The 21,497-nt window shown below is 56.7% G+C and carries 16 protein-coding genes and 4 pseudogenes; 7 read left to right on the top strand and 13 right to left on the bottom strand.

Translation table 11 applies throughout. The annotated features are described in order from the left end of the window. Positions 1 to 207: 207 nt before the first annotated feature. On the bottom strand, positions 208 to 723 hold the full coding sequence (locus EGT36_RS00360) for a YidB family protein (RefSeq protein ID WP_125269928.1): 516 nt from the start codon (positions 721 to 723) through the stop codon (positions 208 to 210). A 1,118-nt stretch (positions 724 to 1,841) separates the two neighbouring features. Between EGT36_RS00360 and EGT36_RS00355 the strand changes: the two are divergent. Next, positions 1,842 to 2,393: pseudogene (locus EGT36_RS00355) on the top strand (Tn3 family transposase); the annotation flags it as partial. 23 nt (positions 2,394 to 2,416) lie between these two features. Beyond that, positions 2,417 to 4,006: a putative bifunctional diguanylate cyclase/phosphodiesterase gene (locus EGT36_RS00350; protein WP_113732191.1), complete on the top strand. Its 1,590-nt coding sequence runs from the start codon at positions 2,417 to 2,419 to the stop codon at positions 4,004 to 4,006. A 706-nt stretch (positions 4,007 to 4,712) separates the two neighbouring features. On the opposite strand, the pseudogene EGT36_RS31480 reads toward EGT36_RS00350, so the two are convergent. Further along, positions 4,713 to 4,826, bottom strand: a pseudogene (locus tag EGT36_RS31480) (integrase core domain-containing protein); the annotation flags it as partial. 52 nt (positions 4,827 to 4,878) lie between these two features. Then, positions 4,879 to 6,435: an ISL3 family transposase gene (locus EGT36_RS00340; RefSeq protein WP_125269927.1), complete on the bottom strand. Its 1,557-nt coding sequence runs from the start codon at positions 6,433 to 6,435 to the stop codon at positions 4,879 to 4,881. Between the two features lie 88 nt (positions 6,436 to 6,523). Here EGT36_RS00340 and EGT36_RS00335 point away from each other — a divergent pair. Continuing rightward, positions 6,524 to 6,848: pseudogene (locus EGT36_RS00335) on the top strand (Tn3 family transposase); the annotation flags it as partial. 705 nt (positions 6,849 to 7,553) lie between these two features. Here the strand turns inward: EGT36_RS00335 and EGT36_RS00325 are convergent. Beyond that, the gene (locus EGT36_RS00325) at positions 7,554 to 8,447 is read right to left on the bottom strand and encodes an IS481 family transposase (RefSeq protein ID WP_113731502.1); all 894 of its coding nucleotides are present in this window, start codon (positions 8,445 to 8,447) and stop codon (positions 7,554 to 7,556) included. Between the two features lie 225 nt (positions 8,448 to 8,672). Here EGT36_RS00325 and EGT36_RS00315 point away from each other — a divergent pair. From EGT36_RS00315 to EGT36_RS30895, 3 genes and pseudogenes are all read left to right on the top strand, one after another. Further along, positions 8,673 to 9,775 (top strand): IS3 family transposase gene (locus EGT36_RS00315; protein ID WP_104679491.1). Its coding sequence is split into 2 segments (ribosomal slippage): positions 8,673 to 8,934 and positions 8,934 to 9,775, totalling 1,104 coding nucleotides; the frame shifts between segments, so codons are not numbered across the junction. 103 nt (positions 9,776 to 9,878) lie between these two features. Next, positions 9,879 to 10,724, top strand: a pseudogene (gene dinB / locus EGT36_RS00310) (DNA polymerase IV); the annotation flags it as partial. A 213-nt stretch (positions 10,725 to 10,937) separates the two neighbouring features. After that, positions 10,938 to 11,366: a hypothetical protein gene (locus EGT36_RS30895; protein ID WP_279795939.1), complete on the top strand. Its 429-nt coding sequence runs from the start codon at positions 10,938 to 10,940 to the stop codon at positions 11,364 to 11,366. A gap of 861 nt (positions 11,367 to 12,227) precedes the next feature. Here EGT36_RS30895 and EGT36_RS00300 read toward each other — a convergent pair. From EGT36_RS00300 to tnpB, 9 genes are all read right to left on the bottom strand, one after another. Next, positions 12,228 to 13,208, bottom strand: coding sequence for an ExeA family protein (locus EGT36_RS00300; RefSeq protein ID WP_006470275.1), 981 nt, complete (start codon positions 13,206 to 13,208; stop codon positions 12,228 to 12,230). After that, on the bottom strand, positions 13,205 to 14,857 hold the full coding sequence (locus EGT36_RS00295) for an IS481 family transposase (protein WP_003501095.1): 1,653 nt from the start codon (positions 14,855 to 14,857) through the stop codon (positions 13,205 to 13,207). Before EGT36_RS00295 ends, EGT36_RS00300 begins: the two co-directional genes overlap by 4 nt. Next, complete coding sequence (locus EGT36_RS00290) at positions 14,850 to 15,452, bottom strand: recombinase family protein (protein ID WP_003501098.1); 603 nt, start codon at positions 15,450 to 15,452, stop codon at positions 14,850 to 14,852. The genes EGT36_RS00295 and EGT36_RS00290 overlap by 8 nt, the downstream gene beginning before the upstream one ends. A 340-nt stretch (positions 15,453 to 15,792) precedes the next feature. Then, positions 15,793 to 16,713 carry a LysR family transcriptional regulator gene (locus EGT36_RS00285; RefSeq protein WP_003501100.1) on the bottom strand — a complete coding sequence of 307 codons (921 nt, stop codon included), beginning with the start codon at positions 16,711 to 16,713 and terminating at the stop codon, positions 15,793 to 15,795. A 12-nt stretch (positions 16,714 to 16,725) separates the two neighbouring features. Next, on the bottom strand, positions 16,726 to 17,724 hold the full coding sequence (locus tag EGT36_RS00280) for a phosphonate dehydrogenase (protein WP_003501101.1): 999 nt from the start codon (positions 17,722 to 17,724) through the stop codon (positions 16,726 to 16,728). A gap of 13 nt (positions 17,725 to 17,737) precedes the next feature. Beyond that, entirely contained in the window at positions 17,738 to 18,544 is an 807-nt protein-coding gene (gene phnE, locus EGT36_RS00275; protein ID WP_006473411.1) for a phosphonate ABC transporter, permease protein PhnE, read from the bottom strand. 70 nt (positions 18,545 to 18,614) lie between these two features. Then, positions 18,615 to 19,463 carry a phosphate/phosphite/phosphonate ABC transporter substrate-binding protein gene (gene phnD, locus EGT36_RS00270; RefSeq protein WP_003501103.1) on the bottom strand — a complete coding sequence of 283 codons (849 nt, stop codon included), beginning with the start codon at positions 19,461 to 19,463 and terminating at the stop codon, positions 18,615 to 18,617. Then, positions 19,460 to 20,269 carry a phosphonate ABC transporter ATP-binding protein gene (gene phnC / locus EGT36_RS00265; RefSeq protein ID WP_006473175.1) on the bottom strand — a complete coding sequence of 270 codons (810 nt, stop codon included), beginning with the start codon at positions 20,267 to 20,269 and terminating at the stop codon, positions 19,460 to 19,462. Before phnC ends, phnD begins: the two co-directional genes overlap by 4 nt. Before the next feature lie 208 nt (positions 20,270 to 20,477). Next, positions 20,478 to 20,672, bottom strand: coding sequence for an IS66 family insertion sequence element accessory protein TnpB (tnpB, locus tag EGT36_RS30890; RefSeq protein WP_006473174.1), 195 nt, complete (start codon positions 20,670 to 20,672; stop codon positions 20,478 to 20,480). A 288-nt stretch (positions 20,673 to 20,960) separates the two neighbouring features. Between tnpB and EGT36_RS00255 the strand changes: the two genes are divergently transcribed. Further along, positions 20,961 to 21,464 carry a DUF3597 domain-containing protein gene (locus tag EGT36_RS00255; RefSeq protein WP_072492888.1) on the top strand — a complete coding sequence of 168 codons (504 nt, stop codon included), beginning with the start codon at positions 20,961 to 20,963 and terminating at the stop codon, positions 21,462 to 21,464. The last annotated feature ends 33 nt before the right edge of the window (positions 21,465 to 21,497 follow it).

Genomic DNA, 21,497 nt, shown 5'->3' with positions numbered 1-21,497 from the left:
AAGGGTCTACGGTCGCGATGAGAACCTGCGCGTTTTGGGACCGGTGTTTCCTGATCAGCGGAAATGAGGCCTGCCGCCTCCATTTTCCTGTTGCTCCAGAGAGTAAAAAACGTCTGCGACATTTTATATGCCGACCTCTCGCGGCGAGCATTTTCTCACAGATCAAGCACCCCACAGCGTGTCAGCGCTATCCGGCAAAGATATATATCAGAGCTTCGAAACCTGCTGCTCGGATGGAATGGTCCCATCTGGCGTCAGTTCATCGACAGCTTGCGGTAGATCCTTGCTAAGACGCGCCAATATCTCTTCCCGCGACAGACGTGTCTTCGCGGCCAATTCATCGAGAACCTCCGGCCCGATCGCCTCCGAGAGTTCGTCGGCGTTGATGGCGTCATTTGCCCCCGGCTTGATCCAGGACTCCGCCTTCTGCCCGAAGCCGTTTTGTTGGAACGTCTTGAGAAGGTCGCTCAGACCACCGCTTAAAGTTCCTCCTGAGGTGAGCCCGTCAAAAATAGATCCGATGCCTCCCGACTCCCTGCCGCCACCGAGCTTGCCGGGCAGGTCGCCACCGCTTGTCTGGTTGGAGGACGCTTCTTCATCCCGGTTAGCTCCGGAGGTCTGCTGCGTGTTCAACCCCCGCAGAAAATCCGCGATTTTCTCCCTGTTCTGATAGCCTGCTACCGCAAGTACACCCAGCAATGCTTTCAGTTGGCCGCTCACCATGATTTTTCTCCTTGTTTTCCTGGGCCCCGAGAAAACATGGCGACGTGGCCCCCTCGCGAGAACAAAACGATTGGTCGGCAATGAGGTTCCATGAGGTCAATGGATGGAGACTGGCTGCCGCTTCTTCTGATAAACGCGCTAATGAACGGGGTGAGAGAGAGAGAGAGAGAGAGAGAGAGAGAGAGAGAACGGATGTCCGATAGCGGCACCATGCAGGTGGCGTCCCTAAGAGCAAGCTACCTTCCGCTCATGTCGTTCACTTCGTTCGGCGAGGTCGGGACGCCGTAAGATTGTCACCCAACTTGGATCATCCGGCAATGACGGCAGTCCTGCACCATGCCCGGGTTGACCGGAGCTCTGGGAATCTTAAATGCAGGCGCGGGGAAATTTTTCATTATCGACAGGAGAGCGGCAGCGCGAAAATTAGTGGCGTTTTAGGCCGCGGCTGGCCTGGTGCGGTTTTGAGGATGTACCCGCATTCGGCGCGTCATGATGAACCCATTTGAAGAACGCGTAGACGGGATAAAAATGACAATCAGGGTGAGGATTGAGTCGAGCATCTGCATTCGACCCTCGCGAGACGGCAATGTCGCGATCGCAGTTAGAGCTTATAAGCTGTGCCAGGGGCGAGCGTTATTTTGCTGTCCCAACTCGCGATCCAATTTGTCTCTGCTGCAATCACTGCGATCAGCATGGCCGCGAATATTGTAGACAAGGTGACGATCAGGAAAAGTAAAATCTTTCGGAAAATGCGAGTGTCTCCGACTGAAACGCGCGGACGCTATACAAGCCGCGCCATATTATAATTGACGGCAATGGTTAAAACTTGGTTTGCGATATTCCCTGCGTGGCGGACGGTGCGGAAACGGGGCCCGCGCGGAGTTGCAAGGTTTTGCATGCCGATAGATTTCAGGCTTCAAACGGCTGACGAAGGGGCGAGGGGCTCTTACGGCCGGCTGGTTGTCCCGCTTACGAATTCTGCATACTAATTTGAGCGGGTGGAATGAAATCTATGTCGCAGACCGTTAAATTAATCGCGGCAATTGTCTTACAAACGAGATCTTTATCAAAGGCGGTATCGGGCGTCACTGAAGGGGCGCCACCGTGGCGCCCCTCCTATCGGGGCGCCGATCAACACCGCCCTGATTCTCGACCATTGGGACGATCTGCTCCATCTCGCGGCGTCGATCACGACGCGGTCCGTGGTACCGTCTACGATCCTGAAGAAGCTGTCCGCATCTCCGAAGCAAAGCCATCTCGCGAGGGCGCTCCGCGAACTCGGCCGTATCGAAAGGTCGCTCTTCATGATCGAATGGTACTCAAGTCCGGCATTGCGGCGGAGATGCCAAGCCGGTCTCAACAAGGGAGAGGCCGCCCATAAGCTGAAGCGCGCTGTGTTCTTCCACGAGCGAGGCGAGATCCGTGACCGGTCGTTCGAAAGCCAAGCTTTCCGCGCCTCGGGGCTCAATCTCGTCGTCAGTGCGATCGTGCACTGGAATACGGTTTATCTTGATCGCGCAGTCACACAGCTGAAACGAGCGGGGCGAGACATTCCTGATACTCTATTGAAACACATATCGCCGCTCAGTTGGGAACATATCAACCTTACCGGCATCTACACATGGGATGCCGAACATCAGATGCCGAACGGATTTCGATCGCTCCGCCTATCAAGGCCGCGCAAAGAGGTTCCATGCCAAACTTCCGTCATAATCGCGCCAACGTCGAGATCTTTATCTGGATCGGTGCATTCGTTTTGCTCTACGGCCTTGCCTCGTATTTTAATGCCCATGAGGTTCTGGACCATTATTTCCGCGATCATGAGAGTTACAATCTCGATGAGGTGTTTACCGCTCTTAACATCGGTGGTTTCCTGGGACTGGCCTACTCTGTCCTCCGTATCAAGGATATGTCTCACGAAATCTCTCGCCGCATTCTCGCCGAGCGTGACGTCGACTGGATTGCTTTCCATGACCCACTGACAAAGCTGCCAAATCGCCGTCTTCTTGATGCTGTGGCCGCCCGGGAAGATTTCCTTTCCGGTGACCGCTATGGGGTGTTCAGCATCGATCTGGATGGGTTTAAAAAGGTCAACGATCTGCTTGGGCATGATAGCGGCGATGCTGCTCTCAAAATTACGTCCGAACGGCTGGCGGAGGTTTTCCCAGACGAGCATATCTATCGGCTAGGGGGTGACGAGTTTGTCGTGCTGGCGAAGCTTAGGGGGCAGGTCGATCTCAAAGCGCTGTCGGCCCGAATCGTACGTGCGATATCCAAGCCAATGACAATCAAAGGCGCGACGGTCGATCTTGGCGCAAGCGTTGGATATACCGTTGCAGGCATTAACGGCGTAACGCTCGCAGATGCAATCCATCAATCGGACTGCGCCATGTATGCTTCGAAAAAAATGGGCCGCAACAATGCCTCGGCCTTTACTCCGGCAATGCTTGATGAGCTCAACAATCGCATACAACTTGAGGCTCGTTTGCGCCAAGCCATGAGAGAGGGTGTAGTCGAGCCCTATTACCAGCCTTTTGTAGAACTCAGCACCCGGAAGCTGGCGGGGTTTGAAGCACTTGCCCGGTGGAAAACAGCTGATGGCACCTTTATTCCCCCGTCTGATTTCATCCCGATCGCCGAAGATGCCGGGCTCATTGTCGAGCTAACAGAACAATTGTTCAGGCGAGCCTGCAAGGATGCAATGTCCTGGCCGGCCGACACCATTTTGTCTTTCAATGTCTCACCGACGCAATTGTGCGATCGGCTGCTCGGGCTGCGACTGCTGAAAATCATGGGCGAAAGCGGCCTGCCGGTTCAGCGCCTGGAAATCGAGATCACGGAAAGTGCGCTGATCAAGGACGCAGTTGCGGCCAAGGAAGTTCTGGAGGATCTTACCAAGGCGGGTATCCGGATTGCTCTGGACGACTTTGGGACCGGCTATTCGAGCCTTTCGCAGCTGTCGAATTACCAGTTCCAGAAGATCAAGATTGACAGGAGTTTCGTTCAGACATTCGAGGCAAGCGAAAGGCAGGATAAGGTCGTCCGCGCCATGATCGCGCTTGGTCATGGTTTGGGCGTTGAGGTCACCGCCGAAGGAATCGAGGAGCAAAGCCAACTGCAATACCTTCAGCAGCTTGGCTGTGATCTCGGTCAGGGCTACCTTTTCGGCCGGCCACAGCCGATTGAAGATGCCATCAGGACGTCGTTGGCGGCTGCAGGGACTGGCGAGGATTTGATGTCAGACGATGAGGGACGCCTAAAGCGAGATGTTTTGGGCAGATGACCCTTATTTGGCGAGGCGGAGACGATTTCCGCTCCCGCGAGACAATAGAGAGCGGTGCGATTTCGAGGGGCCGCGTCCCAGAAGTTCACGTGGGTTGGAGTGCCTTAGGACGATGAATCGGATCATTCACTGGTATAACCGCAGAAGGCCTGAAACACCTGTGATGCCAGCAGATCTAGTCGCGCTGCTTGCGGCGCTTCCCAACAATAGACCGAATTGCATCAGGGTCGGCATGACATATTTCGTGTTAACAGCGAGCACGGTCGCTATCGACGAGCAAGAGGGGTTGCTATTGGAGCCGCCAGTTTTAGGCGCGTAGGCGGAGTTCCAACGTTTCAATTCGGGCAAGCTATACACTCCATGCCGGTGTAGGGTGGCGCCCAAGCGGTTGATCGTCAGGCGAAAACCTTATCGCCCGAGGACCTCTCCAGGTTTCATGCCTGGCCAATTCTGTGCCTTCAACCTGGGACACCGGCGTCTGCCGCCATTGCCATGCAGTCGGTAAAAGCCGTTTCACTTTGTTCTTTCCCGCCCCGCAGGGGGGGTATATGGCCACACTTTGACACAGTGCTCGACCTGGGGCACATCTTGACAATGGCCAATCGATTGACCCGAAACGTATCGCTGACACCTGAACTTGAGGCATTCATCGCTGATTGTCTCGAATCGGGTGATGGAGTGCACCCCGTTTGACCGGACAAGTCGGCTAGGTTGATTTAGCCCTGATGAACTGCCGAGGGCAAGCCATCTTGAGGGCAGAATGGGGATGGATTTCATTATAATCCGCGATCCATCCGTCGATGAGCCGGAGCGCTGTTTCTGTCAATCGGCGTCGTAACGGGGCTCTGACGCAGTTTTGGTGGTGATGGATTTTATCCCGCGCCGATGACGCGGGCTTGGAGGAGATCAATTTTTCCGCGGCCGTACATCTGGCGTTTCACAAGTTTGAGCGTGGTGATCTGCCCCTCCGTCTGGCCGTTGGACCATGGTGAAGAGATCGCTGCGCTGACGGCTGCTCGGTCTCTAACGACACCGTTGGCGAAGGAGGCGACCAAGCCCGATCGAGCGCGTTCCAACCATGTATCGAGATCAGCGAGAGATTTCTTGCGGATCATGGCCTGGAAGGCGGCGATGACTTCCCGGGCCTCAACCAGCAGCGGCACGCCACCCTCAATCGCCGCAACCGTCACGGTCTCAGATTTGGAAAGGTCGTCGCGGCCGATGGTCATGAGACGCGCAATGGTCCTGGCCGAAGGCGCTCGGCTCAACGCGCCCGCATCGACCTTCTCTGCTTTTCGACGGCGTGTGGCCCACTCGGTGACAACTCGAAGACAGCCGCGGAACCCTTGGCTCTTGAGTTGCCGCCATAGCTCCGTTCCATTCCGGTTTCCGGCCGTCCATTGAGCGTCAAGCCAGGGCAGGTAGAGTTCAAGCGAGTTCTCACGGACGCGGAAGACATCCGAACGTTGACCACGCAGTACGCGTCGGACAAGGCCGCGACTGTATCCGGTCCGGCGCACGATCTCCTTGATTGTTGCTCCGGACTTGGCCATGTCGAGAATTGCGGCGTTGGTGTCTTCCCGGCGAAGATATCCCTCGTACTGGATCCTCTCGGCGGCCGTCAGCAGTTCGGGGTTGATCGTGGCCGGTCCGATCGCAGTTCGGATCTGGCGCATCGATTTGCGCACCGCATCGAGGAATGCCCGGCTGGCGTTCTCCATTAAGTGCCAGCGGTCAGCGACCTGGGTGGCGTGTGGCAACGCCTTGGCTGCAGCCGTCGCGTAACCACCGCCGCGGTCGCGAGCGACGATGCTGATCTGAGGTTGGTCCGAGAGCCAGGCCTGGGCCGTCGACGGCTCCCGATCCGGCAGGAGAGCAATGGTTTTGCGCCGTTCCAGATCGCAGATGATGGTCCCATAGCGTTGATTTCGTCGCCACGCCCTGTCGTCGATACCGATCACGGTGGGTGGGACAAAGCGCGGACTGCCGCGTCGCCGCACGACGCGCAGCAGCGTATCGTTGCTGACCGGCAACATCAGCCTTTTGGCAAAGGTGGCCGCTGGCCTGCCACCCAGTGCAAGTCCGAGATGATGGACGATGTGGTCAAGCCTGGCGGTTCGCCGCGCCGAAGGCGCGAGAATGTCTCCGTCGAAGCGCTCGGCGAAGATTCGCCGACCGCATAGCAGTGCATCGCAGTGGAACCGGCGCGCTTCAATGACAAGCCGAACGGGCTTTCCCACCAAGGGCAGGTCAGCCAGGCGTCGTTGATATCGACTGTGGATTCGTTCCGACCTTGTTCCACAGATTGGGCAAAAGCTTGCTTTGCTCGTCGGCCGGACTGCGATCAACATGACGTCGTCATCAATGGCTGTATTGTCGACTATAAAGCCGCGAGGGACGAGCGTCGACGATCTGAGCGAATGGCCCATGGTATTGATTCCTTGCGTGAAACCAACATCAGCCAGCACTTGATTTCATCAAAAGTGAGTCAGAGCCCTTATTCCATGCCTAATCACAGTCAACAAGAGCGAATCCCGGAACACCTTGGCCCGTGCGCTGTTCTTCAACCGGCTCGGAGAACTGCGAGACAGGACCTTCGAGAGTCAGTTCTACCGGGCGTCCGGGCTGAACCTGCTGTTCAATGCCATCGTCTACTGGAACACTCTCTATCTCCAACCGGCCTTCGCCCAACTCAACCGGGAGGGTATCGCCCGACCTAGTCAAACAGATCACCCCGCTCGGGTGGCGACACATCAGGCTCAGTGGCGATTACATTTGGACCTCGACGGAAAGCCTCGATCTCAGGCCGCTACGGCGCGAAACATCCATCCTCGCAGCGTGATCACCATACGTTCTCAAAAGTCGGACAGATTCAACACTTTCGTGTCGTGACGCCGCTTTGGCCTGGTGGTTCAAGCGGCCTTGTCTGATGGTGTCTTTGCATGAGACCTGCTCCGGCGGATTTCTTTTTGGCCGTTAACCCATCATTAACCGCAGTGCCACACTATGAGCGTGCGCGGGACCAGAAGACCGCGCTCCAACGTATGGTAGTGCATCGTGAGGGAACCCGCCGAGAATGGTGGGTTCCTTTGCTTGAAGCGAAGTAAAGTGGCAAGACCATGGCCCCCGAAGAGTTTCGCCGTTGCCTGTGCAATCTCCAGTGGTCACTTCCAGACTTGGCAGAAGTCCTCCAATGCGATCTGTCAGTCGTGGAGGCAATGAGCCGAGGTAAAGCAAATGTCCCGCCGCTGCTGGCTATCTGGCTCAGGCTACTCTCAAAAAACACACTGGGGCTCGTGCAGACATACACTTACAACTAGGCCTTGGTGAAGAACCAGTGAGCTACCGGAACAATCCAGCTTCGCTCACGTTCGCGCCCTTACAACGACGAACGTAACAAAAGGTTGACTGACCAATGCCACGCTCAGTGCTTACTTGAATCAAAATAAATAAACAGGGATATGTGGAGAGCCGTATGACGGTGCACACCAGCCAAACGTTCATAGTATGTAATCTTCTGAAGGGCGATGAGACATCCTTGTTTGGATTATAGGCGTTCGCGGAGGATTTCGTAAGGTGCCTTTCCATTGAAAGCGCCATGCGGCCTTGCAAGGTTGTAGAACCTCTCCCATTCGCTGAGCTTTTGAACGAGGTCGGTGTCGTCTGTATATGACAAAAGCTGGTAGAACTCTTGATCATCAGTGCGGTGTGACCGTTCGACTTTTCCATTTAGTTGGGGCGACGCTGGCTTGATATAGGCGTGCCGGATGCCCTGGTCTTCGACGTGCCAGTGGAATTTGGCCTGGAACTCGTGCCCATTATCGGTGCGCACTTCGCGAATGCGGAACGGGAATTTGGCGATTACGGTGTCGATGAAGTCTATGGCGTTGGCCTGGGTGTGGCGATCATAGACCTTCAAGGCCCGGATGCGGGTGGCATCGTCGATTGCCGTGTATTGGAAGCGCTTGACGACCTTGCCGTCAACGCCTTCAAATTTCAGGAATTTTACGTCGACCTGTATCTGATGCCCCGGCACGCGCTGCTCGTATCTCTGGGTATGGATTTTCCTAACACGCGTACCGCCGGGAAGCCGACTAAGCCCGTTCCGCTTCAGAATTCTATAGATGCAGGCGTCAGAGATGGTGATGGCATGGTACCGGCTCATATACCAGGAAATGCGCATCGGGCCGAGATGATATCTGGTGCGCAGATGCAAGACTTTCTCGATGATTTCTGCAGGCTTCTGGTTAGCGGGATTTTTTGGTGCGGAGGATCGGTTCTCAAGCCCGGCCTCGCCATAGCGCTCGAAAGCCGATTTCCATCGATAGAAACTGGCTCTGCCAATACCGAAATAGCGGCAGGTTTGCGATACGTCACCGTGACGCTCGGCATGTTGAAGAACGCGCAGCTTATGTGAAACTTCCCGTCGGAATGTCATCATCGCGATTATCCTTGTGATCGAAAGTTAAAAACAAGGATGTCTCGAAGGTCCCTACTTTTCTACATTGTTTGACATCTGCGCCCATGAGACAGAACTGGCATCGTAAGGTTAACTGAACTTGGAGTTTGATAGGCGATGAAGGGGTGATCTGAACCCTTCAAACTGGACCGTTTTTGGTTAGAGTTTTCCGGTGCATTTTCCTGGCTGGGAAAGGAACGGAAGACGATGAAAGCATCACAGTTTTCGGACGCACAGAAGGCGTTCATTCTGAAGCAGGGTGATGAAGGAGTGTCGGTTGCGGAGATCTGCCGGAAGGCGGGGATCAGCCAGGCGACCTATTTCAACTGGAAGAAAAAATACGCGGGCATGCTGCCGCCGGAGATGAAGAAGCTGAAGCAGCTCGAGGACGAGAATGCGCGGTTGAAGAAGATCGTCGCGGACCTGACGCTGGACCGTGAGATGTTGCAGGATGTCATTCGGCGAAAGCTCTAAGGCCTGCTCGGAAACGCGAGATGGTGAAAGGCATGTGCCGGGATTGGATGATCTCGATCCGGCGTGCCTGTGGGGCACTGAACTTCGATCGGTCGACCTACCATTACACCTCTCGCCGTGCCGATCAGGCCGGTCTGGAACGTCGTATTCGTGAGATCTGCGAGATACGTGTTCGCTACGGCTATCGTCGCGTGCATGTATTGTTGGAGCGCGAGGGTTGGGGGACCAACATCAAGCGAACCTATCGCATTTACAGAGACTTGGGCCTGCAACTGCGTAACAAGACGCCGAAGCGACGGGTCAAAGCCAAGCTGCGGGAAGATCGGCAAATGGCCGTTGGACCGAACGATGTCTGGGCGATGGACTTCGTTCACGACCAACTCGCGACCGGCAAGAAACTGCGGGTGCTCACGGTGGTCGACACCTTCTCGCGCTATGTGCCGGTGCTTGATCCACGTCACAGCTATCGAGGTGAAGATGTCGTGCAAACCTTGGAACGGGTATGCCGGAAAGTTGGCTACCCGAAGACGATCCGTGTCGATCAGGGGACTGAGTTCGTGTCTCGCGATCTTGACCTTTGGGCCTACGCCAAAGGCGTCACCTTGGACTTCTCACGCCCGGGCAAGCCGACCGACAATGCGTTCATTGAAGCGTTCAATGGCCGCTTCCGCGCCGAATGTCTGAATCAGCACTGGTTCCTGACCCTTGCGGATGCCCGCGAAAAGATGGAGGATTGGCGTATAGACTATAATGAGTTTCGGCCGCATGGTGCGATCGGCAATAAGGTACCGATCTCGCTGATGAAATCAGGAGGCTCAACCAGCCCGCCTCCCTGAATGAAGCCGGAAAACTCTAGCCTCAGATGGTCCAGAAACCTGGGGCGGTTCACCGTCCGCCGGGGCTCTAATCGCCACTGGATGAAAGTTCAGTGGCAGGTCATTCGAGATCTATCGCGCTGTTTCCCAACAGATCCGCGATATCTTTGCCGAATACACGCCGCTGATCAGCCATTGTCACTCGATGAAGCCTATCTCGAAGTAACGGAAAATCTGAAGGACATGCCGATCGCCACCGAGATCACGCTGGAGATCCGTGCGAAAAATCAAGTCAGTCGCTGGTCTCAATGCATCAGCCGGCATTCCGTACAACAAGTTTTTGGCCAAGATGGCGTCGGATCTCAACAAGCCGAACGGCCAGACCGTCATCAGCCCGAAGAACGGCCCAGCTTTCGTCGACGGACTAGCGGTCAAGAAATTTCGCGGTGTGGGCCAACGCCGAGAAGATGCACCGCCTCGGCATCAAAACCGGAGCCAACTTGAAATCAAAATCGCTGCAGTTCCTGACTGAGAACTTCGGTAAATCCGGTCCCTACTTTTACGGTATCGCGCGCGGCATCGATGAGCCCCCTGTTCGGCCCGACCGGGTGACAAAACCAATCGGTGCCGAGGATACGTTAGTCGACGACACCGACGATCTAGCCCTCGCCACCACCGGATGGAACCTTCAGCGGCAAAAGGCTGGTCGCATTGTCAGGCAAAGTCGATCAGCGGCAAGATGGTAACCGTTAAGATCAAATATTCGGACTTCACGCAGGCAACACGAAGCAGAACAGGCACTCTCCCGGCCACGGGCGTTGCCGAGATCACGGAGGCCGCATCTGCCCTGCTTTCCACCGTCTATCCGTTCAAGCGTCCGATCCGTCTGCTGGGCGTCACGCTCTCTTCGCTTACCAACGATCAGTCGGAAGATGACGGGGAACAACCGCAACTCTATCTGGCGTTATGATTGGATAACTAGAGGATAGACGAGGATTTCCGACAATTCTCTCTCTAGAGTTCGCGTCATCGATCTGGAGACCGGCGGCAATGGTCTGAGCGACGTTTGCGAGATCGGCTGGCAGGACGTCACTATGGCTGATGATGACCAGTGGTGAGTGACCGAGGAGCGCGGAGCTCTGTGGTCAATCCCGAGCCGCCGACGACACCGGATTCAATCGCCGTGCATCATATTCTTGACGCCGACGTCGCCGACCCGGCCTTCTGGAAGGAGTTTGCCGCAGACGTGCTCCGGCCGTCTGGTGCCTGGATGCGCTCGCCGCCCAGCGCACTGGTTTCGACAGCGCTAATGCACGCCCAGCTGTACCGGCGGCGCACCATGGGTCTGTTTTTGGAAGTCGGCGCTGGGGGTCTTGGTCGGAGCTTCCCCGCTTCCAACCAGATGCTGCGCTACCAGCGCATGCCGGAAGGGCTCGTTCACGAGATCGGCCTGCCTGCCCACCGTGCCATGCTGGACGCTTATCTCATCGAGCACCACCTCCGCGACAGCGTCATCCTTGGACCAACTTCTGGCCTGGAGCGCAGAACCCGGGCTGCTGCCCCGCGTTCCCGCCGGCCGGGACCGAGGAAAAACCTGGGAGCGGATCTCTAACGCAGCGCTGAAGAACTTCGCGCGGGGTCGGGCTACCGGCGTTCGCTTCAGTGCTCAGGCGGAAATGGCGCGGCGCGGCGGACTGGTTTGCAGGCCATTAGCGCAGATTGGCATTAAAGCCCCAAAGGGTAGAACCGCGGTCCTTCCCGACCATTCCATTCCGGGTTACCGATGTGGTCCCTGAGTCCGTTGATCACCCGAGGGTTTTCGATACGCGACATCCTTCACGGACCTCCCTCACCTTGTGTTGAGCAGGATCTAATGTCCTCTACAAAAGCTATCGCGGTGTTTTTTCTCAGCGCAGAAGAGTCAAGCTTGCTTCGAAAGGCCACTTAATGACGCCAACGCGGCGGGACCCGAATTGCTCATGGATCCACGCATTCTATTAGGCATCACACCGATACAAAGGTTGCTTATCCCGGAAAAAGAATCCGTGAAAGAACAAGCGGACCACCGCGCACTAAGCAGCGCACCGCGGCTGCCCACCTCGCCCTTCGAACCGGGCCGCCTCGCGCTGGGCGACCAACGCGAAAGAATATTTGCTCCCAAGCCTGGGGCACAAGGAACTGCGATTTGTTCGCTGCGTTAATCGGCGGGGCGACAGCACATCAACTTTTCGCGACGGCCGGGTACATATGCGTGCTGCAGCTTACGAGTGGATCGAGCGCCCTGACCAGCTCATAGCTGTAGCGGCTTGCCAACATAAGCGCCTCTGCTCGCAAACATCGGCATTTTCTGCTCGAATTATCTGACAATGGAGCGGGCGTCGTGCTCACGCTCTTTGCCAATGTGCTCGCAAACATCCGGGTCTGCTTGCAAACATCCCCCACGTGCTCAGATTAATTGCCAGCGACGGCATGGTCAAACCGGGACGCCTGCCTGTCGTAGTTGCTCGGTCAGCTGACGGGAATATTCGGGATCAAGGGTGCCCGCCAGGAAGGCGCGGATATCCGACGGCCGAGCATTGAGGTGCGTGACCAGAGCCGTCGCATCGTAACCATTTCGGGTCAACGTCGGTTCGAGATCGTCGATGGCGCGGGACAGGACCTGCTCGACGATTTCGGCGGTAACCGGCTTGGTGCCGAGGCGAAAGCCCTGCTCGAATGCGAGGGTGAGATGCATCTCGATCTGAAGCGGCGTGCGCAAACGTTCGGCGATGAGGTCGATGGCTTCTTCCTCGAGGAGTTCGCCAACCTTTACGCCTTCGGCCGCACAGGCGCCAAGCAGCCAGGCAACATAGTCGCGGCGCGCGGAGCCGATCCCCTCGTAGTCAAAAATGGTCGTGCGGTAGCCAATCTCCTCCATTTGCGGCCGGCGCAGATCATTGCGCAACCGGGGATGCCCGACAAGAAGTACGGAAAGGAGCACGCCGGCGTCGGCGACCACCTCCATCAGTCGCTTCAGGCCGGTTAAGGTCTTGTGGTGCAGGTCATGGGCCTCGTCGACCACGAGGACGATCGGCCGTTTGCCTTTTTTCATGATGTCGCGCAGGTCGCGCTCCCGGCGCTCGGCCTGCTTGGGGATCTTGACCTGCGCACGATCGCCGGGAGACAAGTCGTAGAACAGGGCTTCAATGAGCGATGGCAGCGAAGTGCGCCGCTTGTCGACCGCCAGCGATTTGGCGAGTGCGACCTTGCCGGCTTTGGTGAGTTCGGCCTCGATGCGGCGCAAAAGGTGGGTTTTCCCCGAACCGACCAGGCCGGAGACCACGACAAGCCGACCGGTCTGGACGGCCGCACACACCTCGCGGATGATCGTGCGCTGATGCTCGGTCTCAAAGTTGCCGGCCCCTTGGAAAGGCCGGTCGAGGCCGTAACTGGATTGAACGTCAGCGAGCATCATTCTTCCTTTCTTCGCGCCTGGAAGCGTTCGCGGATACGGGCCGCGATCATCTTTTTGTCGAGTGTTTCTCCAAGCAGTTCATTGATGAAGGCGCGGTCACCGGCATTCATCGCGCCGATCGGCCGGCCGAGCTGGTCGGCGATGGCCCCACGGGCTGCGAGGCCATTTGGATAAGCGGTCTCTATTGCGGGTTCCGGAAACGGTGTCCGCCGTACACTCAGCCCAGCCGTGGTCGGGGGCAGCGAAGGCAATGGACGATCCCCGCCGGTGACCGCGGCGCGGGGGAGCCCAAGTTGGTCTGCCAGGCGCACCACCTTGTCGAGCCGCTCTTCGAGCTTGCTCTTCTGGTATTTGCGATAGCGAAAGAGGGGAACCGCCCCGCGCGAAGGTTGGAATGGACCGAAGCGCTTGCCCTCATGCTCGACGAACAGTTCCTGATCGAACAGGCCCCAGAGCAAGGTCACCGTTTCGCCGGCAAGTTCGGGCTCGACCTCATAGGATGCGCCTTCGACCGATACGGTCGCGTCTCCAGCAACCGTCCGTCGTTCCGGTTCGCGCGCAAAGGCGCAGAACCGCTCCCAGGAGCACATCGCCCGCACCCCGTCAGGAGGAAGATGCCGCAGCCAATCCTCGATGCGTGCATGAGACTCTGTGCGATGGTCGCCGTTATTGTAGGTGACCAAGGCGCGCCTGAGCCAAAGGTTGGCTTCCTCTTCGTCCTTCGGCTTGTGGAAATGATAGAGGGTCTCGTGCACTTCCTTGATCGTGCGAAACGGCCGCTCGACCTTGCCTTTCGCTCGCGCCGGCGTGCGCCGCTCGCTGTCCGACGGGGGCATATGCGTGAGAACCCGGACACCAAGGCTACCCATGACGGACTGGAAAACGCGCGAGCGGCTCACCGGCCCGTTATCCATATGGATGGTCGTTGGAATCCCCTGAAGCGGCAGTTCCGGTTCAGGCTTGGCGGCGAAGGCATTGTAGAGAAAGCGCAAGGCGGACTCCGCGTCCTCGCCGTAGACGGAGCGGTATTCCTGATAGCTCGCGCCGGAGCGATCATCGACCACGGAGAACAGCATCAGCGTCGGCCGGCCGCGCCCTTCCTCGACCCAAAGCGGCGCTTCCACCTGCTTCAGGTCGGACGGGCTCATGTCGAAGTGCCAGAGTTCGTTGGAACGCCGCGCCTGGAATCGGACGGCAGCCACCGGGCGGGTGACGCGCGCATAATCCAGGCCGGAAACACGCAGCAGCCGATCGACCGTTGCGCGTTTCAAGATGCCGGGCGGTGCACGGACCAGGCCATCGGGCGTCACCACGCCGTCTTCCTCAAGCAGCTTGATGGCGCGCGCCGTGGAGATATGCCGCCCCTTCCGGTTCGCCGTTCTGATCTTCAGGGCCGCGATGATTTCGGCATAGGTTTCCATCTCCGGCTGCGGGGCGATCCGGGAGGTTCCGTGATCGGCGCGCCGTACGGATTTCGGGCGGTTCAACTCCCGCAGCGCCCGATACAGGGTCCAGATCGAGATGCCGTAGGCATCGGCGGCACGAGCAACAATCTCGGTACGGCCTGGATCACGGGGAGAAAGCAGCGACAATCGGCGTCGAAGATCGACAAGAGCCTCTCCGGGCGGCCGCTTTCTCCGCTCAGCCATGGACGTCCTCGGATTCCACTGTTTTGGGAGAGCCACCCTTCTTGCCGATATGACGATAGAGGGTTGCAACAGAAACCCCCATGCGCTGCGCAATATTGCGTACCGGTATGCTGCCTTCCTTCATCAGGGCGCGCGCCGCGGCAATATCGCCCGGGCGCATCGCGGGCGGGCGGCCACCCTTGCGGCCACGTTGCCGCGCCTCGACCAGTCCAGCCGTCGTGCGTTCGCGGATCAGAGCACGTTCGAACTGGGCGATCGCACCGAAGACATGGAAGGTCAGCATGCCGCCCGGCGTCGTCGTATCAATGCTCTCGGTCAAGGACACGAGCCCGATCTTCGCGCGCTCCAACTCTTCCGCCGTCGCGATGAGCTTCTTTAGCGATCGCGCCAACCGATCGAGTTTCCAGACAACGAGCGTGTCACCAGTGCGAAGCACGTCGGAGAGAATTCGGCCCAATTCCGGGCGGTCATCGCGAGCGCCTGACCCGCGCTCGGTAAACACCTTCTCGCAACCGGCGCGTCTCAGCGCCTCAAGCTGAAGCTCCGGATTTTGATCGATCGTGCTGACCCTGGCGTACCCGACCCGCATAGCCATCCAAATGTTCTTGAAAGTCGTTGGACACATAGCATTTTGCGACAACCGTTTCTATAACAGTTTTGAGAAGATTCCATCGCGCCATTCAAGGGGCGTGACGGCATGCGCTATGGCATGCTCAAAAACCCTCGTTTATGACAAACGATCCATGGAAACCAACTATGTGTCTGACGGCCGAATATTCGCGACATGGAGCAGGGAACCTTACGCATCGAAAATCGGGCGGTCCCCGATCTTGTCCCCCTTGTATGGGATACTCCGGGAATTGAGGCGGCGATACCAAAGGATGCGGTCGGCCAGGCCGTTACCATGTTCGAGCCGCAGGAATGCGCCAACTACTTCAAATCTTGCGGATATGACCCCGAGTAATGTGGACGTGCTCTAGGTCACCCAGAGGGGCGCTCGCATCGAGTATAACCTTAAGCGCGATTGCTTCCGGTGAACCATCCTCCATATGTACGGGATGTACAGCCCACACAGACTTTTCGAGAACCACATTCTCAACAGAAACCTCATAAAGCCTACCCGACGCGAGCTCATCGAGGACAGTGCTCCTCATCACGATCGAAATGCCGAGACCAGCTCGAACTGCATGCTTCACAGCCTCAGTGCTCCCGACATTGAATGAGATTGGGAATTGCTCTGCCGCTTGGCCGAAGGCCTCGCGGAGCACGGATCCGGTACCGGTTCCACGTTCTCCGCCAATGAGGGACTCTTGAAATAACTCTGCCGCTTCAATTGTTTTTCGCGTCCTCCAATTATGCTGTGGGGATACGATTATTACCAGCTTTTCCTTCCGCCAAAGGCGGGCTTGATATCCTTTTCGATCGTCCCACCATTCGGTAAAGGCTAGATCAATCTCCTTCCTCAAGAGCTTTTCGATGATTTCAGGATTTGAGGCAACGGCCACCTCAGGTGGCCGGCCTTGAGCATCCTGTAAACGCTTCAAGTGGACTGGCAAAATATAGGTACCGATGTTAGTACTGGCACCCAACGTAATCCGGCCGCTGTGCAGGCGGTCCAGAGATCTCTTCGTGACGGTCAAAAGGCTGCGTGCGAATGGCAAGAATACGAGCCCTTGCCGAGTCGGCACACACTTGTCCTTCCTCCTCTCGACCAGCCGCACCCCTAGTATATCCTCCAATCGTTTCACATTATGTGAGACAGTCGGTTGGGATATCTGAAGCCGTCGCGACGCCTCGTGAAAGCTGCCAGTTTCGATTACCTCTATGAATGCTGCGACATGCGAAAGGCTAAACATTACTTTCTCTAATCAAGGAATTAGTTGAACCTCGTTAATTGCCGCACGAGGTCTTCGGCCTTGGACAAAATCTATAATGTTGTCAGCAGCCTCGTGCTCGATAGCCAAACGCGACTTCGCCACTGCTGAGCCTATGTGGGGTGTCAAGATCGAATCATGTTCGCGATTGAGGAGACCCCCGTGGACCTTGTCAGGCCGGTCGGGTCTGGCCCAGTCCTCCATCTCATAAACATCAGCGGCGTAGCCTCCCAAGCGCCCCGCCTGCAATGCAGCGACAACAGCCTCTTCATCAACCACGCTTCCGCGTGCAGGATTAATAAGAAGTGCTCCTTTGGGCATTTTGGCGAGTTGTTCAGCGCCGAGGAGATGCTTCGTTTCGGCCGAAAGCGGGAGTGCACACACAAGAAAGGTAGACGACGAGATCAACTGGTCAAATTCAAGAGGCTTTACGTTCAGTCTGATCTCATCGGCTTTGTCCAGGGATTGACGATCCCAGTACGACACAATGGCGCCGAAGGTACTTAGGCGCTGTGCTATAGCTTTTCCGATCGCTCCCATCCCTAAAATGCCGATTGCTGTGCCCTGCAGCCCAAGGCCGTAAAACCGAGGGCGCCAACCTTTGTAATCCCTCCTGACGCTCTTGTCGCCTGGCAGAATGTGCCGCCCAAGAGCAATCATCAGACCGATTGTAAGTTCGGCTGTCGGGTCAGTGAGAAGATCGGACACTATCGTGACGTGGACTCCACGCTGCGTGCAGGCTTCGATGTCGAAGTTATCGAAGCCTTTCAGCGCACATGCCACAAGTTGAAGATCGGGAGCGTGCGCGAGTACAGACGCGTCGATCATGTCCGGCATGAACGCCATCATCGCCTTGGCGTCGCTCAATTCTGCGAGCAGTTTCTCGCGGGGCCATGTATCATCAGTATCGTTGCAAACTAAACGAGCGTGGGGAGATAGCTTTGAGATAATCTCCTCGTGGACGCGATGGGTGATTACTACCTTTGGGAGCATTTAATTTATCCTTCTATTGCAGCTGGCGGCGGAGGAGAGCGCCGACCTGGTCAACGATGGTGACCATCAGAAGGACAACGAGCATGATCGCAAGAACCTCCTGATAATTCATGATCCGGAGGGATGTCATCAACTCGAAACCGATACCACCAGCTCCCACAGTGCCCAGGATTGTCGAGGCGCGGAAGTTGTACTCCCACCGATAGATGGTCACATCGGCCAATTGCGGTAGAACTTGTGGCAAGATCGCCCGCGTCACGATCTGGAACGGCGACGCACCAGCTGCGCGTGCGGCTTCTATAGGCGCATTATCGCAATGCTCGATCGCCTCCGCAAAGAACTTGCCCACCATGCCAACCGAGTGAAGACCAAGAGCCAGCACGCCTGGGAGCGCTCCAAATCCCACTGCCGCCACGAAGACGATGCCCATAATCAGCTCCGGGATCGACCGTAGACCATTCAACAATCCACGCGAGATCATATAGATGACAGCGTTGGGTGCTGTTTTCCCTGAGGCGAAAAAGCCAACTGGAAGTGATATCAGTACCGCGATCGCAGTCCCAGCTATACTCATCGCCAGAGTGTCGATGAGAGGGCTGATCCACTCCAAGCCTCGGTTGAAATCCGGGGGAAACATTTCCGTACCGAGCTGCCAGAGCGCAGGAAACCCAGATCCCAGACGCTCCAGATCAAGAAGACCGGAGTGATAACTGCTAACAATGATCACACACGCAATTGCCAACGCGATCACGCCAGCTCTGGTCCAAGCTTTGTTTTGATGTTGAAGGATAGAGTCGTAGTCGGCCGACGGCTGTGTCATCACATATCCTGGAAGAAAGGACGCAGGCCAGCGCCTGCGTCGAAAGGTGAGAAACTGTCTCGAACGCGCCTTACTGACTCAGGTCCAAGTTCAGCACTTTACCGAGCTCACGGACGACGTCGTAGGCTTTGTCATCGATCGGAGCGAACCCATCGGCTTTGAAGGATGCCAATACCTTTTCGTCTTTAAGGTCGATGAAGGCTTTGGTGATCGCCTCTTTCAACGAAGTGTCAAGATCCGACCGCATGGTCCAGGGGTACTGCGGGAACGGATCGGACTCGGCGAGGGCGATAACTTTCTTAGGATCAATGGTGCCACGAGCGACCATTGAATTGTAGATGGGCAACGAAAGTCCGCCAATCTGAGCATTGCCATTCTGCACTGCAATAGCCACGGCATCATGCGACCCTACGAAGTTCTCGCTATAGTCTTTTCCAGCCTCAACTCCGGCCTTAAGCAGCATAGATTTCGGGATAAGGTGGCTTGAGGTGGAAGCCACGTCCCCAAACGCGACCTTTTTCCCTTTTGCATCTTCAAGGCTTTCGATGCCAGCCTCTGCATTGGCGACAACTACAGCGCGATAGGTAGTTTCGCCATCCTTCATAAGTGCTGCGAAAGGCTCGATATCAGCCTTGGTTTTCGCGAGCGTGTAAGAGAGCGGCCCGAAATAAGCCAACTCAAGCCGGCCGAAACGCATCGCTTCGATCATTGACGAGTAGTCGGTCGTTACGATCAGTTCAATCTCCCGACCGAGTGTCTTCTCAAGATACTCCTCGAGAGGACGATTGTTTTTGATGACAGTGGCGGCGTTCTCGTCCGGTAGCAACGCGACGCGCAATGTCTCTGGATTTGAGCCAGCATGCGCCAACGAACTCCAGCCAAGAACGGCGAGGAATGCGAGGGACAGAAGCTTCTTCATAATGCGGCCTCCATGGCAGCTAAAGGTTGATCATACTCGTAGTTGGACAAATCTTGTGTTGTGGTCGGATTTCTTGGGGCGCTGCGGTAGATCGACGCACACATTTGATCGGTCAGTTCGTCGACAGCGGCGTCCGCAACCACTTCCCCGTCGCGCATAGCAATGACCCGGTCGCCGAACCGGCGAGCTAGATCGATCTGATGAAGGCTGATCACAGCAGTGATGCCGTCGGCTGTGCATATTTCGCGAAGCTGCGACAGGACCTCGACAGCCGTTTCAGGGTCCAGACTTGCAACGGGCTCATCTGCAAGGACCAGTTGGGGCTTCTGGACCAGCGCGCGCGCAATGCCCACCCGTTGCTGCTGACCGCCGGATAGTTGATCCGCCCTGACGAGAGCCTTATCAAGAAGGCCTACGCGTTCAAGGCATTCCAACCCCAGCCTTCGATCCGAACGCGGCATAGGGAACAACGTACGCCAGCCAGAGTGGTAGCCCAGGCGGCCCGTCATGACGTTGTCGAGCGCGCTCAAGCGCCCTATGAGTTGGTGCTGCTGGAATATCATCCCAGTTCGCCTTCGGTGAATGCGAAGCTTAGTTTCCGCATCCAGAGCACCAATATCGTTAGAAGTGATCGAACCAGACGTCGGCGCAACCAAGCCGTTGAGTGTCCGGATGAGGGTAGATTTGCCTGCGCCGGATCTACCGAGGAGCACGACGAACTGACCCTGGTTGAACGTCAATGTCGTTGTCTTCAAAGCTTGGGTGCCGTTGGCATAGGTCACGGCAACTCCGTTCAGAGCCAGCATCACAATAATCCTGATCGTTAGTGGTGCATCGATTGAATATTTGCATCACTATGGGCGACATATGACGTCCGTTTATCAGGCTCGTGAAACTTCAATGACAGCACTTAAACTCAGCTCTACCTCCTCGCGTAGCTGCGATGGAGAAATTTCACCCAGAGCCGCCTGATCATGACGGCCCGGTCCCAATTCTACACCACCTTGACGGATGCTATCCCATATTCGGCCAGATAAACCGGCCCTTCTCCAGCCGCCGGGTAAAAAGGCAGGCGCCCAGACCATCATGCCAGATGATCTTCAAAATATCCGATCTGCGGCCCCTGAAGACGAAGAGATGCCCTGACAACGGATCATGCTGCAGAACCTCCTGCACCCGAAGCGCCAAGGAGGGAAAGCCACAGCGCATGTCCGTATATCCGCGCCTTCCTGGCGGGCACCCTTGATCCCGAATATTCCCGTCAGCTGACCGAGCAACTACGACAGGCAGGCGTCCCGGTTTGACCATGCCGTCGCTGGCAATTAATCTGAGCACGTGGCGGATGTTTGCAAGCAGACCCGGATGTTTGCGAGCACATTGGCAAAGAGCGTGAGCACGACGCCCGCTCCATTGTCAGATAATTCGAGCAGAAAATGCCGATGTTTGCGAGCAGAGGCGCTTATGTTGGCAAGCCGCTACACATAGCAGGAGGAATGAATGAGCATCTTCGACCGCATCAAGGACGCAATTTTTGGCGAAGCAAATGCCGCGCCCGCCCCGCAAGCGTCAAGCACGGCCTCTTTGGCACCGTCATCTTCAGCCGCGCCTACCACTCAACCACCCGCACTGTCAGAGACTGCGGCCAACCCGGCTATAAGCCAGCCCGCCCCGCCCGCAGCACAGACTGCGAACCCTGCGCCGCAATTAGACGGAGGCGTTTCTTCCGGCTCAAATTCTCGGGCTCCAATCGACGTCGAATCCATACTCAACGAAGCGGCGAAGAAGTCTGGCCAAAAGCTCGACTGGCGGCGCTCAATTGTTGACCTGATGAAGGCTCTCGGCATGGACGCCAGCCTTGAGGAGCGCAAGGAGTTGGCGCAGGAACTAGGCTACACCGGCGACGCCGATGGCAGCGCGAAAATGAACACGTTTCTTCACAAGGCTCTCATGAAGAAGCTGTCGGAAAACGGAGGAAAAGTCCCCGCCGACCTGCTTGACTGAACCAAACTCTTAGACCTGATCTTGAACCACAAG

The sequence above is a fragment of the Agrobacterium sp. FDAARGOS_525 genome, assembly GCF_003938925.1.
GTDB lineage: Bacteria > Pseudomonadota > Alphaproteobacteria > Rhizobiales > Rhizobiaceae > Agrobacterium > Agrobacterium pusense.
The sequence above is the reverse complement of the archived record's forward strand: the minus strand, read 5'-3'. Positions and strand labels throughout refer to the sequence as shown.

What these genes read in the sequence shown, in the direction of transcription:
- EGT36_RS00255 (WP_072492888.1), top strand. Translation starts at nt 20,961, where the DNA reads ATGAGCATCTTCGACCGCATCAAGGACGCAATTTTTGGCGAAGCAAAT.
- EGT36_RS00360 (WP_125269928.1), bottom strand. Translation starts at nt 723, where the DNA reads ATGGTGAGCGGCCAACTGAAAGCATTGCTGGGTGTACTTGCGGTAGCA.
- EGT36_RS00300 (WP_006470275.1), bottom strand. Translation starts at nt 13,208, where the DNA reads ATGATGCTCGCTGACGTTCAATCCAGTTACGGCCTCGACCGGCCTTTC.
- EGT36_RS00295 (WP_003501095.1), bottom strand. Translation starts at nt 14,857, where the DNA reads ATGGCTGAGCGGAGAAAGCGGCCGCCCGGAGAGGCTCTTGTCGATCTT.
- EGT36_RS00290 (WP_003501098.1), bottom strand. Translation starts at nt 15,452, where the DNA reads ATGGCTATGCGGGTCGGGTACGCCAGGGTCAGCACGATCGATCAAAAT.
- phnC (WP_006473175.1), bottom strand. Translation starts at nt 20,269, where the DNA reads ATGCTGGCTCTGAACGGAGTTGCCGTGACCTATGCCAACGGCACCCAA.
- EGT36_RS00285 (WP_003501100.1), bottom strand. Translation starts at nt 16,713, where the DNA reads ATGTTTAGCCTTTCGCATGTCGCAGCATTCATAGAGGTAATCGAAACT.
- EGT36_RS00340 (WP_125269927.1), bottom strand. Translation starts at nt 6,435, where the DNA reads ATGGGCCATTCGCTCAGATCGTCGACGCTCGTCCCTCGCGGCTTTATA.
- EGT36_RS00350 (WP_113732191.1), top strand. Translation starts at nt 2,417, where the DNA reads ATGCCAAACTTCCGTCATAATCGCGCCAACGTCGAGATCTTTATCTGG.
- phnD (WP_003501103.1), bottom strand. Translation starts at nt 19,463, where the DNA reads ATGAAGAAGCTTCTGTCCCTCGCATTCCTCGCCGTTCTTGGCTGGAGT.
- EGT36_RS00325 (WP_113731502.1), bottom strand. Translation starts at nt 8,447, where the DNA reads ATGATGACATTCCGACGGGAAGTTTCACATAAGCTGCGCGTTCTTCAA.
- EGT36_RS00280 (WP_003501101.1), bottom strand. Translation starts at nt 17,724, where the DNA reads ATGCTCCCAAAGGTAGTAATCACCCATCGCGTCCACGAGGAGATTATC.
- phnE (WP_006473411.1), bottom strand. Translation starts at nt 18,544, where the DNA reads ATGACACAGCCGTCGGCCGACTACGACTCTATCCTTCAACATCAAAAC.
- tnpB (WP_006473174.1), bottom strand. Translation starts at nt 20,672, where the DNA reads ATGCGCTGTGGCTTTCCCTCCTTGGCGCTTCGGGTGCAGGAGGTTCTG.